Source organism: Streptomyces sp. NPDC031554 (genome assembly GCF_055580685.1).
In genome coordinates, this window is record NZ_JBVIKX010000017.1 from 122,736 (window position 1) to 135,401 (window position 12,666).

Below are 12,666 nucleotides of genomic sequence, written 5' to 3' on the forward strand. Positions count from 1 at the left end.
ACCGGCCTCAGCGGGGCCCCTGGACCAGCGCGAAGCGGGCCCCCTCGGGGTCGGCTACCGTCGCCGCGCGCCCCTGCGCGCTCTCCCGCGCGGGCGCGAGGAGCCGACCGCCGAGGGCGGCGACCCGGGCGACGGCCTCGTCCACGTCGTCCACCTGGAAGTACGTCGTCCAGTGCGGTCCGAGGTCCCGGGGCAGGGCGTCGCCCAGGCCGTGGATCGCGGCGACCGGACGGTCCGCGACGTACAGGGTGACGTGGTCGGCGTCGTCGGCCACCACGGGTTCCCGGCGGTGCCCGAACACCGTCTCGTAGAACTTGGCGACGCCCGCCGACTCGAAGGTCAGCAGCTCGTTCCAGGCGGGGGTGCCGTGCACGCCGGTGACGTCCGTGCCGAGGTGGGCCACCGCCTGCCAGACGCCGAAGACCGCGCCGGCCGGGTCGGACCCGATGGCCAGGCGTCCGGCGCCGGCGGCGTCCAGCGGGCCGACCCCGATCGTGCCGCCGCTCAGGCGCACCGTCTCGGCGGTGGTGTCCACGTCGTCGGAGGCGAAGTAGGGCGTCCAGGCCACCGGGAGGTGCCGGTCCGGGGGGAGTTGGCCGACACCGGCCACGTCGCGGCCGTCCAGCAGGGCGCGTACGTACGGGCCGAGCCGGCGCGGGCCGGGCCGGAAGGTCCAACCGAACAACTCGCCGTAGAACTCCTGTGTGGTCGTCAACCCGTGCGCCATCAAGCTCACCCAGCAGGGTGTGCCGGGTGCGTACCGAGCGTGTGCTTCGCCGTTCAGGCCGGCCGGCCCACGTGCCTCGGGCATCGTCACTCTCTCCTCGGCCACGCGCGGTGGCCGCGTCGCTTCCGCACCCCGGGGCCGATGTTCGCATCACTCACGGTGCCGAGCGCTCCGGGCGCGCCGCCGTGGTGCGGCGGGCGTGTCGGGAGGATGCCCGGTGTGCGGTTCCCCATCCGTCCCCGTGCGATTGCCGGAGGACGTCGATCGCCTGTACGGTACGTGCCCGGTCCCGTACGCCGGGTGATCGGGCCTGCCCGGCCGAGCAGAGTAGCCGGAGCTGGACGGCGGGGCCACCCCGTGCGCGAGGATGGGGCCATGAACGCCATCATCTCCGCATCCGAACTCGCGAGCGCCCTGACGGGGCAGAACCCGCCGGTCGTGCTGGACGTCCGCTGGCAGCTCAGCACGGCGAAGGCGGCCGGGGAGCCGCCGTTCGACGGCCGTGCCGCCTACGCGTCCGGACACGTGCCGGGCGCCGTCTACGTCGACCTGGACCGCGAGCTGGCCGGGGCGTCCGGCGCGGGCGGCCGCCATCCGCTGCCGGACCTGGCGGAGTTCGGCGCCGCCATGCGCCGGGCGGGTGTGTCGGCAGCCCGGCCGGTGGTCGTGTACGACGGCGGACAGGGCTGGGCGGCGGCCCGCGCGTGGTGGCTGCTGCGCTGGACGGGGCACCCGGACGTGAGAGTCCTCGACGGCGGGTTGACGGCGTGGCGGGGGGAGCTGTCGGTCGACGTACCGGCGCCCATGGGGGGTGACTTCGAGCCCCGGCCGGCTGCCGCGGGACTGCTCGACGCGGACGCGGCGGCGAAACTGGCCCGCTCCGGCGTGCTGTTCGACGCGCGCGCGGGGGAGCGGTACCGGGGCGAGGTGGAGCCGATCGACCGGGTCGGCGGACACATCCCGGGCGCCGTCTCCGCGCCGACCACGGACAACGTCGGACCGGACGGCCGCTTCCTGCCCGCCGAGGACCTCAGGGACCGCTTCGCGTCGCTCGGGGCGGACGGCGGCGGCGAGGTGGGCGTGTACTGCGGCTCCGGTGTCTCCGGCGCCCACGAGGTGCTGGCGCTCGCGGTCGCGGGGATTCCGGCGGCGCTGTACGTCGGTTCCTGGTCGGAGTGGTCCTCGGACCCGTCCCGCCCGGTCGCCGTCGGACCGGAACCCCGGTAGACCTGCCGGACGTGACGAACGCGAAAGGGGCCGCACCGAACAGGTGCGGCCCCTTTCGTACAGGCGCTTCAGAGGAACCCGTGCGCGAACCCATGCCGGTGAAGCGCCGGACACCACGGCCGGCCCGCCGTACGGCGGGCCGCTCCCGCGCCTCCGCTCACTCCTGCTTCTTGCGCCGGGTGCCGAAGACGATCTCGTCCCAGCTGGGCACCGCCGCGCGGCGGCCGGGGCGGACGCCGTCGGCCTCGGCCTGGCGGTCGGTGGAACCGATGAGGCGATCGCGGTGGCTGCCGACGGAGCGGGGCATGAGGACGTCCGCGTAGGCGGAACCGGCGGACGCGGCGGACGCCGGAGGTTCCTCGACGTCCGCTTCCTCGGTGGGCTCCTCCGGTTCCTCGGAGACGATCTCCGGGACCACCATGTCGCCCCGGAAGCTCGGTACCGCTTCCAGCAGGCTGGTCAGCGAGTCCCGCTCGCGCTCGCCGGTGCTCTCCTCGGCGGGCTCGGAGGGCTGCGCGGGCAGGGTCGCCCGGTCGAGAGCGCGGTCCATCGTGCGGTCGCGGGGCAGCCGGGCGATGCGCGGGACGAACGGGAAGCTGGGCTCCGGCGCGGCGAGGTCGTCGGACTCGCCGATCAGCGAGCGCGCCTCGTCGTCGACGGCCTGGACGAGCCGCCTCGGCGGGTCGTACGTCCAGCTCGCCGAGTGCGGTTCGCCCGCGACCAGGTAGACCAGCAGGACCTCCCAGGTGCCGTCGTCGCGGCGCCAGGAGTCCCACTGCACGGTGTCCTTGTCGGCACCGCGCAGGGTCAGCCGTTCCTGCACGGACTCGCCGAGCTGCGGCCCGGCGTTCTCGCCGGGCCGGCGGACCGGGGTCTTGCGGGCGCGCTCGGCCATGAACGCGCGCTCGGCCAGCACGGGGCCCTCGAAGCGGCGTACGCGGTCGACGGGGATGCCGGCCATCTGCGCGACCTCTTCCGCGGTCGCGCCGGCACGTATACGCGCCTGGATGTCGCGGGGGCGGAGATGGCTCTCCACCTCGATCTCGATCTGGCCGAGGCGGGGACGGTCGCCGCGGACGGCGGCGCGCAGACGCTCGTCGATCGGAAGCGTGTACTCCGTACTGTCCGCAGCCTTCAGCACCAGCCGTGTGCCGTCATTCGAGACGGCCACGACACGCAGTTCGGGCATGGGGACCTCCCGGGTGGTGCCTGCCGACGTCACGTGCGTCGCTGCTTCCGCTAGTCGAGTGTGGCCTGCCCGGGTGCAGCCTGCCACAACCTTGCCGAGTTGCCCGGCGTGTCGCGCGTGGGCCCTTGACCGCCGTTATGGCACGGTTATCAATTCGCCACGCTGAGTGACCAAATCCGTAACCCTGCGCAACCGGCCCCCTCCTGGCTGTCCGTCAAGGCTCCGGACATCCTGGTGGGAGACCGGACCCAGGGCTCGCAACAGTACTCCATTCGGGCCACCTGCGTGGATTGGCGCGCCGCCCAACTTCTGGCGAGGGGGGCGACTTGGCGATTCGGCAAGCGCTTTCCGCGATCTTGGATGTGGCATGCGTCACGGCAGTGGCGGGAGGTCGGGGAGGCGGCGGGCGAAGGGGCGGAGCGGCCCGGGTGCCCCTCGGGCCGCGGGCTCGCGGGGGCGGAACCGGCGGTCGGCCCTCCCGCGCCCGACGGCCCGCTACTGCCCCAGAACCCTCCGCAGGTAGTCGTTCTGGAAGCGCCGGTCGGGATCCAGCCGGTCCCGCAGCGCCGTGAACTCGGCGAACCGCGGGTAGGCGGCGGCGAGGTACTCCGCGTCCCGCGTGTGGATCTTGCCCCAGTGCGGCCGGCCCTCGTGCGCGGTGAAGATACGCTCGGCGGCGGTGAAGTACCCCCGGTACGGCGAGCCCTTGGCCATGTGGACGGCGATGTACGCGCTGTCGCGGCCGGACGCGGTGGACAGGGTGATGTCGTCGGCCGGCGCGGTGCGCACCTCCACGGGGAAGCCGATCCGCAGCGGAGAGCGTTCGATCATGGCCCGCAGCTCCCGCAGCGCCCCGGTCACCGCCTCGCGCGGCACGGCGTACTCCATCTCCACGAACCGGACCCGGCGCGGCGACGTGAAGACCTTGTACGGGATGTCCGTGTAGCTGCGTGCGGAGAGCGCCCTGCTGGACACCCCGGCGATGGCCGGGACGGTGGCCGGTACCGCCCGGCCCACCCACTGGGCCGCCTGGAAGACGCCGTTGGAGAGGAACTCGTCCTCGAACCAGCCGGCCAGCCGTCCCACCGGCCTGGGCGGGCCCGCGCTGCGGTTGTTGCGCTTGGTGTTGGTGTTGCCGGTGTGCGGGAACCAGTAGAACTCGAAGTGCTCGTTCTCGGCCCACAGTTCGTCGAAGTCCGCGAGGACCTTGTCGAACGGCATCGGTTCCTCGCGCGCGGTGAGCAGGAAGACCGGCTCCACGGCGAAGGTGATCGCGGTGACGACGCCGAGGGCGCCGAGACCGATCCGGGCCGCCGCGAAGACGTCCGGGTTCTCCTTCGGCGAGCAGGTCAGCACCGAGCCGTCGGCGGTGACCAGCTCCAGGCCCCTGATCTGCGCGGCTATGGAGGCCGACTCCCGGCCCGTGCCGTGGGTGCCCGTACTGACGGCACCCGAGACGGTCTGCTCCATGATGTCGCCCATGTTGGTGAGCGACAGGCCCTCGCGCGCCAGCGCCAGGTTGAGTCTCTTGAGCGGGGTGCCCGCCTCGACCGTGACGGTCATCGCGTCGCGATCGATGTCGCGGATGCCGGTCAACAGCTGAGGGCGGATCAACACGCCGTCCGTCGCGGCGATCGACGTGAAGGAATGGCCCGTGCCGACCGCCTTGACCGTCAGCCCGTCCTCGGCCGCCCGGCGCACGGCCGCCGCCAGCTCGTCGACGGAGGCGGGCGTGACCTCCCGCGCGGGACGGGAGACGACGTTGCCGCCCCAGTTACGCCACGTGCCGCTCTGCCCGCTCGCTGTGCTGCTCAACGGTGCCTCCCCGACCCGGCGCCGGCCTGCTGAGCCGACGGTACCCGAGGAAACCGACCGCGACCGCGACGGCCCCGGACACCGCCGGAACCCCGTACCCGGCCCGCGCACCCGCCGTGTCGATGACCCAGCCGGCGATCGAGGAGCCCAGGGCGACCCCGACCGCGAGCCCGGTACTCACCCAGGTCATGCCCTCGGTCAGCTGCGCGCGTGGTACGTGCTCCTCGATGAGGGACATCGTCGTGATCATCGTGGGAGCGATGGCGAGGCCCGAGACGAAGAGCGCCACGGCCAGAAACGGCAGGTTCCCGACCAGTAGGAGGGGGATCATACTCACGCCCATCATGAACACGCCCAGCAGCCAGCGCCGCTCGGGGGCCCCCTGGGGGCGCAGCAGGCCGAAAACGAGACCCGCCACGCAGGAACCGGCCGCGTAGACCGCCAGGACGAGGCTCGCGGCGGCCTTGTGCCCCTGCTCGTCGGCGAAGGCGACGGTGACCACGTCGACCGCCCCGAAGATCGTCCCCGTCGCCACGAAGGTCGCCACCAGCACCTGCAGTCCGGGCGAGCGCATCGCCGTACCGCCGCCCTTGTGCTCGCGCGGATGGGGCTCGGGCTCGGTCGCCCGTTGCGCGGTCAGCCAGAAGACGCCGACGGCGAGGAAGCAGGCCGCCAGCAGCGGACCGGCCTCCGGGAACCAGGCCGTGGACAGGCCGATGGAGATGATCGGGCCGAAGATGAAGCAGACCTCGTCCACCACGGACTCGAAGGAGTACGCGGTGTGCAACTGCGGGGTGCCCCGGTACAGGGCCGCCCAGCGGGCCCGGATCATCGCGCCGAGGGAGGGCACCGCGCCGATCCCGGCGGCGCAGGTGAACAGCACCCAGTCGGGCCAGGTGAAATGCGCCGCCAGCAGCAGCCCCGCCGCCGCGGCGAGCGCGACCAGCGTGGCGGGCCGCAGCACCCTGCGCTGCCCGTGCCGGTCCACCAGGCGGGAGATCTGCGGCCCGATCGCCGCCGCCGACAGCGCGATGGTCGCCGACAGGGCGCCCGCGAGGCCGTAGCGCCCGGTGAGCTGGGAGACCATCGTGACCACGCCGATGCCCATCATCGACAGCGGCATCCGGCCGAGGAACCCCGCGGCGGAGAAGCCCCTCGAGCCTGGGGCGGCGAACAGGGCGCGGTAGGAGCTGGGCACGGAGGTCTCCGTCGGGTCCGGTCACGCGTGCGTGACGGCTCGGCACGGCGCGAGGAAAGGGGTGCTGCGGGGCTCGGCAGGACATGCGGGACGCGCTGCCCGCCCGGTAAGGCGTGTACGCAGCCGATACAGCTTACGAGTTAGGCAACCCTAACGCACCCCCGCCCGTCCTCCTCCGCCAGGGATCCGCACGCCACGGCACCCGGAGTTTCCGGGCTGTCGGCGACGGGTGGCAGGATCGAGACATGCCAGACGCGCTCGATGCCACCCCCTACGACGCCCTGCTCCTGCTCTCCTTCGGCGGCCCTGAAGGCCCGGACGACGTGGTCCCGTTCCTGGAGAACGTGACACGCGGGCGCGGCATCCCCAAGGAACGCCTCAAGGAAGTCGGTCAGCACTACTTCCTGTTCGGCGGGGTCAGCCCCATCAACGCCCAGAACCGCACCCTGCTGGACGCCCTGCGCCGGGACTTCGCGGACCACGGACTCGACCTCCCGGTCTACTGGGGCAACCGCAACTGGGCCCCGTACCTCACGGACACCCTGCGCGAGATGGTCGCCGACGGCCGCCGCCGCATCCTCGTCCTCGCCACCAGCGCCTACGCCTCCTACTCGGGCTGCCGCCAGTACCGCGAGAACCTCGCCGACTCGCTGGCCGCCCTGGATGCCGAGGGCCTGGAGCTCCCGAAGATCGACAAGCTGCGGCACTACTTCAACCACCCGGGCTTCGTGGAGCCCATGGTCGACGGTGTGGTCCGCTCCCTCGCCGACCTCCCCGAGGACGTCCGCGACGGCGCCCACATCGCCTTCACCACCCACTCCATCCCGACGGCCGCCGCCGACACCTCCGGCCCCGAGGAGGGCCACGGCGACGGCGGGGCGTACGTCGCGCAGCACCTGGACGTGGCCCGGCTCGTCGCCGACGCCGTCCGCGAGCGCACCGGCGTCGACCACCCCTGGCAGCTCGTCTACCAGTCCCGGTCCGGCGCTCCCCACATCCCGTGGCTGGAGCCCGACATCTGCGACCACCTGGAGGAGCGGCACGCCGCCGGGGCGCCGGCCGTCGTGATGGCCCCCATCGGCTTCGTCTCCGACCACATGGAGGTCCTCTACGACCTCGACACGGAGGCCACGGCCAAGGCGGGGGAACTGGGCCTGCCGGTGCGCCGCTCGGCCACCGTCGGTGCCGATCCGCGCTTCGCCGCCGCCGTCCGCGACCTCGTCCTGGAGCGTGCCGCGGCCGAGAGCGGACGCGACGTCACCCCGTGCGTCCTGGGCGCCCTGGGGGCGAGCCACGACCTCTGTCCGGTCGGCTGCTGCCCGTCCCGCGCCCCCAGGCCCGCCGCGGCGGGCGCCGACAGCCCGTACGCGTGAGGAGCGCCGTGACCGACCCCCTGCACAGGGAACTGCTCGAACTCGCGGAGGAGGCCGCCCGCCGGGCCGGCGAACTGCTGAGGGACGGCCGCCCGGCCGACCTCGCGGTCGCCGCCACCAAGTCGAGCCCCATCGACGTCGTCACCGAGATGGACATCGCGGCCGAGAAGCTGATCACCGACCTGATCTCCCGCCACCGCTCCGACGACGGCTTCCTCGGCGAGGAGGGCGCCTCCGGTGAGGGCGGCAGCGGAATCCGCTGGGTGATCGATCCCCTCGACGGCACCGTGAACTACCTGTACGGCCTGCCCACCTGGGCCGTCTCCATCGCCGCCGAACAGGACGGCGAGACCGTCGCCGGCGTCGTGGCGATCCCGATGCGCGGCGAGACCTACCGCGCGGTGCGCGGAGGCGGCGCCTGGGCGACCGGAGCCTGGGAGGGCGAACGCCGCCTCACCTGCCGGCCCGCGGCCCCGCTCGAACAGGCGCTGGTCTCCACCGGCTTCAACTACGTCACCGACGTCCGCACCCACCAGGCCGACGTCGCCCGGCGAATGATCCCGCTGCTGCGCGACATCCGACGCGGTGGCTCCGCGGCCGTCGACCTGTGCGACGTGGCCGCCGGCCGGCTCGACGGGTACTACGAGCGCGGTCTGCACCCGTGGGACCTCGCGGCGGGCGACCTGATCGCCCGGGAGGCGGGCGCCCTGACCGGTGGACGCCCCGGAGAGCGCCCCTCGCGCGAGTTGGCGATCGCCGCGACGCCGGGCGTCTTCGAGCCCCTCCAGCGGCTCCTGGAGGATCTCGGCGCCTGGCACGACTGAACGCACGTCCGGACGCACGACGACGTGTTCGCGGGTGCCAGGCCGGGCACCCGACGCGAGAGCACGAAGGGGCCCCGGCGCTGGATTCGCCGGGGCCCCTCCGTCGTGCGTGCGAACTGCCTCAGACGCTCGTCGCGCCGACCTGCACACCGTGCTCGGCGGCGAGACGGCGCAGGTCGTCGAGCTCGCCCTGCTCGACCTCCACGAGGAAGTCGTCGCCCTCGCTCCGAGCCCGCGTCAGGTCGGACTCGGTCGCCCTTATGCGCTGCAGAAGTCCTGCGGTGAATGCGTCCATGCTGCGCCCCCTCGTCCTTGGTCGTGGGTCTGTGGCACGGGGGTGTGCCGGTTGGGAAGGGGCGATCACGTCTCCAGTGGGTGCCCAGCGCTGCCCGGCCGGGCGGCGACGGTGCCGGACACCCACGCCCACTCTGCGGAAAGCGGATCGCGGAGTGCCGCATGGTGCTACGGCACATGCAGAGCGTGATCGCGGGGTGTAAAGCCGTCCTCCCCCCGCTCCCTCCCGCAGAAACCTCAACCCGGCGAGAAAATCCGGCATTCCCGGGCTTCACACCTGCCCCTTACGGCCCCGCACCCGTCTTACCGCCGACTTATGGCCGAAAAGGGCAGGATGGAAGCCCACACCCGCCGAACCCCTGCCCGAGTGCGCCCACAGCGCGCTACGCGGGTGGACACAGGAAGGACAAGCGACGTGCGCGTACTCGTCGTCGAGGACGAGCAGCTGCTCGCCGATGCGGTGGCCACCGGACTGCGCCGGGAGGCCATGGCCGTCGACGTCGTGTACGACGGTGCGGCCGCCCTCGAGCGCATCGGCGTCAACGACTACGACGTGGTCGTCCTCGACCGCGACCTCCCGCTCGTGCACGGCGACGACGTCTGCCGCAAGATCGTCGAGCTGGGCATGCCCACCCGCGTGCTCATGCTCACGGCCTCCGGTGACGTCAGCGACCGCGTCGAGGGCCTGGAGATCGGCGCCGACGACTACCTCCCGAAGCCCTTCGCCTTCAGCGAGCTGATCGCACGCGTGCGGGCCCTGGGCCGGCGCACCAGCCTGCCGCTGCCGCCCGTGCTGGAGCGCGCCGGCATCAAGCTCGACCCGAACCGCCGCGAGGTCTTCCGGGACGGCAAGGAGGTGCAGCTCGCCCCCAAGGAGTTCGCCGTCCTGGAGGTGCTGATGCGCAGCGAGGGCGCCGTCGTCTCCGCGGAGCAGCTCCTGGAGAAGGCCTGGGACGAGAACACCGACCCCTTCACCAACGTCGTGCGCGTGACCGTCATGACCCTGCGTCGCAAGCTCGGTGAGCCGCCGGTGATCGTCACCGTCCCCGGCTCCGGCTACCGGATCTGATCTCATGGCCACGACCCCGGCGCCTCCCCAGGCGCCTCCGAAGCCCACCTGGGACCCCAGGAGGCCGCAGGCCCCCTTCCCCTGGCTGCGCCCGACCATCCGGATACGGCTCACGCTGCTCTACGGCGGGATGTTCCTGATCGCCGGCATCCTGCTGCTGTCGATCATCTACCTGCTGGCGGCGAACGCGCTCAACGTGGGCAGTGAGCTGCCCTTCAAGATCCTCATCGGCCAGGTCGCCAGCGACATCTGTAACTTCCCCAACCAGCCGACCGCCAGCGAGCTCAACCGAGCGATGAACGAGTGCGTCAACCAGCAGCGCCAGCACGCCCTGGACGACCTGCTCAGCCGCTCGCTGCTGGCCCTGCTCGGACTCGCCGTGATCGCCTTCGCGTTCGGCTACGCCATGGCCGGCCGGGTGCTGTCCCCGCTCGGCCGGATCCTGCGCACCGCGCGTTCCGTGGCGGGCTCGGACCTGTCGCGCCGTATCGAGCTGGACGGGCCGGACGACGAGCTGAAGGAGCTGGCCGACACCTTCGACGACATGCTGGAGCGGCTGCAGCGGGCCTTCACCGCCCAGCAGCGTTTCGTGGGCAACGCCTCGCACGAGCTGAGAACGCCGCTGGCCATCAACCGCACGCTCCTCGAGGTGCACCTCTCCGACCCGGACGCGCCGGTGGAACTGCAGCAGCTGGGCAAGACGCTGCTGGCCACCAACGAGCGCAGCGAGCAGCTGGTGGAGGGCCTGCTGCTGCTGGCCCGCAGCGACAACCAGATCGTCGAGCGCAAGCCGGTCGACCTCGCCGAGGTCGCCGGGCAGGCCATCGACCAGGTGCACGGCGAGGCGGAGGCGAAGGGCGTGCGGATCCGCGGGAAGCGGAACTCCGCGGTCGTCCAGGGCAATGGCGTACTGCTGGAGCGGATCGCGCTTAACCTGGTGCAGAACGCCGTGCGCTACAACGTCCCCGAGGACGGCTGGGTCGAGGTGACCACCGAGGTCCTGCACGGCCAGGCGGTGCTCGTCGTGTCCAATACGGGCCCGGTGGTTCCCGCCTACGAGATCGACAACCTTTTCGAGCCCTTCCGGCGGCTGCGCACGGAGCGTACGGGCAGTGACAAGGGCGTCGGCCTCGGCCTGTCGATCGCGCGCTCCGTGGCACGGGCGCACGGCGGCCATATCGCGGCCCAGCCGCGCGAGGGAGGAGGGCTCGTGATGCGAGTCAGCCTGCCGCTGTGAGAGCCGGCCGCGACACACATGGGCTTGTTCGCTCTGCGCGGAATTTTCGAGGCCCCGATCGGGCTTTCCCGTGTGTGATCGATCACAAGGGCGATTTTCCGGCTATCTACTCTCCGTGATCATGAATGCTGTCGGAAAGCCCGGAAACTCCGGGTTTTCAGGGGTCCTGATCACGGGAAGTACACGGTGAGGCGCCTTTGTGGTGTGGCATTCGGACCGTGTACGGTCCCGATCGCCATCCAACCCGATCACTCGTGAGGAGTCCGGTTGGGTGTCGATTGAGTAACAGACCTTGATGTGAGGCAAAATCTCCGCCTCGAGGCGGGCACAAGTCCGGCCTCTCACGCGTTACGTGCGCTGAAGACACCGCAGACACCCAGAGGGGGAGAGGCGAAATGGCAACCGATTACGACACCCCACGCAAGACCGATGATGACGTTGACTCCGACAGCCTTGAAGAACTGAAGGCCCGGCGGAACGACAAGTCCGCCTCCGCGGTCGACGTCGACGAGTTCGAGGCCGCGGAAGGCCTGGAACTGCCCGGCGCGGACCTCTCCAACGAGGAACTGGCCGTCCGGGTGCTGCCCAAGCAGCAGGACGAGTTCACCTGCATGAGCTGCTTCCTGGTGCACCACCGCAGCCAGCTGGCCCGCGAGAAGAACGGCCAGCCGATCTGCCGCGACTGCGACTGAGGGCGGGTCGGCCATGACTGGCTCGACCCCTCCTCGGAAGCGCCGCTTCCTCCCGTCGGGAGCGGACAAGGGGCCGTCCGACGGCCCTCACAGCGCGCGTGACGACGAGCGGGGCCCATCCGGCGAGGGAATCCTCCCCGCGGGATCGGCCTCGCTCGGCGCGGCGGGCGACCGGGGCGGTCTCCCGGCGCCGGCCCAGGGCGCCGCGCCCGTCGTCCGACGACGGGTCGCGGCGATCCGGCACAAGGCGGTGGACCTGGCCAAGGAAGGCGCCCGCAGGGGCGGCGACCGCGCCAGGGCGGGCATCGCCCACCTCGCCGACCGGATCATCGAGATGGCCCCGCGCATCCCCGTACGGGATCTTCGGACGCTGCGCCGGCAGTTCCCCGGGCTCGGGCCGGAGCAGATCGCCGACAAGCTCGTGGCGGGCGCGGCGAAGGCCTCGTCCACCGTGGGCGCGGGCATCGGCGCGGCGGCCATGCTGCCCGTACCGCCGGCCATGCCGGCCGAGATCGCCGCGGAGATCAGCGGCGTGGCGGCGATCGAGCTGAAGCTGATCGCCGAACTGCACGAGGTCTACGGGGTGCGCCCCGCCGGGAACCTCGTGGATCGCAGCACCGCGTATCTGCGCTCCTGGTCGGGCGAGCGCGGTGTGGACGTACTGAAGCCCGCCTCGTTCAACTCGGCGCTCGGCGGCCACATGAGGCGCGAGCTGCGGCAGCAGATCATGAAGCGCACGGTCCGCAACCTGCCGAACCTCATGCCCTTCCTCGTGGGTGCCGCCGTGGGCGCGCTCATGAACCGCCGGGACACCAGGAAACTGGCCGCCAAGGTCCGGTCCGACCTGCGCAGGATGCAGGTGCCGTGGGACGAGCTGTCCGACCTGCCGGCTCTCGAGCAGCCGGAGAATCCGCTGCCGCTCGGGGACAGACCCGGCGAAATCGGCGGCTGAGCGAAGTCTTTGCGCGGCGGAGGCGAAACCTTTGCCCGCGCCGCGATCCCTCTTCCGGCCGGGATTCCC

General features: G+C 72.1%; 12 protein-coding genes. 7 read left to right on the forward strand and 5 right to left on the reverse strand.

The window, feature by feature from the left end:
• Positions 1 to 7: 7 nt before the first annotated feature.
• Entirely contained in the window at positions 8 to 811 is an 804-nt protein-coding gene (locus ACZ5FU_RS32145) for a VOC family protein (protein WP_451527173.1), read from the reverse strand.
• Between the two features lie 291 nt (positions 812 to 1,102).
• On the opposite strand from ACZ5FU_RS32145, the gene ACZ5FU_RS32150 reads away from it, so the two are divergent.
• Positions 1,103 to 1,954, forward strand: a complete 852-nt coding sequence (locus tag ACZ5FU_RS32150; protein WP_451527174.1) for a sulfurtransferase — start codon at positions 1,103 to 1,105, stop codon at positions 1,952 to 1,954.
• A gap of 157 nt (positions 1,955 to 2,111) precedes the next feature.
• Here the strand turns inward: ACZ5FU_RS32150 and sepH are convergent, their stop codons facing one another.
• The 3 genes from sepH to ACZ5FU_RS32165 form a co-directional block, all read right to left on the reverse strand.
• Positions 2,112 to 3,143, reverse strand: coding sequence for a septation protein SepH (gene sepH, locus ACZ5FU_RS32155; protein ID WP_468644185.1), 1,032 nt, complete (start codon positions 3,141 to 3,143; stop codon positions 2,112 to 2,114).
• Positions 3,144 to 3,638: 495 nt separating this feature from the next.
• Positions 3,639 to 4,958 (reverse strand): D-arabinono-1,4-lactone oxidase, encoded by a 1,320-nt coding sequence (locus ACZ5FU_RS32160; RefSeq protein WP_451527176.1) that lies wholly within the window; start codon positions 4,956 to 4,958, stop codon positions 3,639 to 3,641.
• Positions 4,918 to 6,156, reverse strand: a complete 1,239-nt coding sequence (locus tag ACZ5FU_RS32165; protein ID WP_451779778.1) for an MFS transporter — start codon at positions 6,154 to 6,156, stop codon at positions 4,918 to 4,920. Before ACZ5FU_RS32165 ends, ACZ5FU_RS32160 begins: the two co-directional genes overlap by 41 nt.
• Positions 6,157 to 6,401: 245 nt before the next feature.
• Between ACZ5FU_RS32165 and ACZ5FU_RS32170 the strand changes: the two genes are divergently transcribed.
• Positions 6,402 to 7,529: a ferrochelatase gene (locus ACZ5FU_RS32170; protein WP_451527178.1), complete on the forward strand. Its 1,128-nt coding sequence runs from the start codon at positions 6,402 to 6,404 to the stop codon at positions 7,527 to 7,529.
• Between the two features lie 8 nt (positions 7,530 to 7,537).
• Positions 7,538 to 8,353: an inositol monophosphatase family protein gene (locus tag ACZ5FU_RS32175; protein WP_451527179.1), complete on the forward strand. Its 816-nt coding sequence runs from the start codon at positions 7,538 to 7,540 to the stop codon at positions 8,351 to 8,353.
• Between the two features lie 121 nt (positions 8,354 to 8,474).
• Here the strand turns inward: ACZ5FU_RS32175 and ACZ5FU_RS32180 are convergent, their stop codons facing one another.
• The gene (locus ACZ5FU_RS32180) at positions 8,475 to 8,648 is read right to left on the reverse strand and encodes a hypothetical protein (RefSeq protein ID WP_366061247.1); all 174 of its coding nucleotides are present in this window, start codon (positions 8,646 to 8,648) and stop codon (positions 8,475 to 8,477) included.
• A gap of 414 nt (positions 8,649 to 9,062) precedes the next feature.
• Between ACZ5FU_RS32180 and ACZ5FU_RS32185 the strand changes: the two genes are divergently transcribed.
• The 4 genes from ACZ5FU_RS32185 (at position 9,063) to ACZ5FU_RS32200 (ending at position 12,597) form a co-directional block, all read left to right on the forward strand.
• Positions 9,063 to 9,716: a response regulator transcription factor gene (locus tag ACZ5FU_RS32185; RefSeq protein ID WP_020125132.1), complete on the forward strand. Its 654-nt coding sequence runs from the start codon at positions 9,063 to 9,065 to the stop codon at positions 9,714 to 9,716.
• 4 nt (positions 9,717 to 9,720) lie between these two features.
• Entirely contained in the window at positions 9,721 to 10,953 is a 1,233-nt protein-coding gene (locus tag ACZ5FU_RS32190; protein ID WP_451527180.1) for a sensor histidine kinase, read from the forward strand.
• Positions 10,954 to 11,348: 395 nt separating this feature from the next.
• Positions 11,349 to 11,645 carry a DUF4193 domain-containing protein gene (locus ACZ5FU_RS32195; protein WP_003993510.1) on the forward strand — a complete coding sequence of 99 codons (297 nt, stop codon included), beginning with the start codon at positions 11,349 to 11,351 and terminating at the stop codon, positions 11,643 to 11,645.
• 13 nt (positions 11,646 to 11,658) lie between these two features.
• Entirely contained in the window at positions 11,659 to 12,597 is a 939-nt protein-coding gene (locus ACZ5FU_RS32200) for a hypothetical protein (protein ID WP_451779783.1), read from the forward strand.
• Positions 12,598 to 12,666 lie beyond the last annotated feature (69 nt).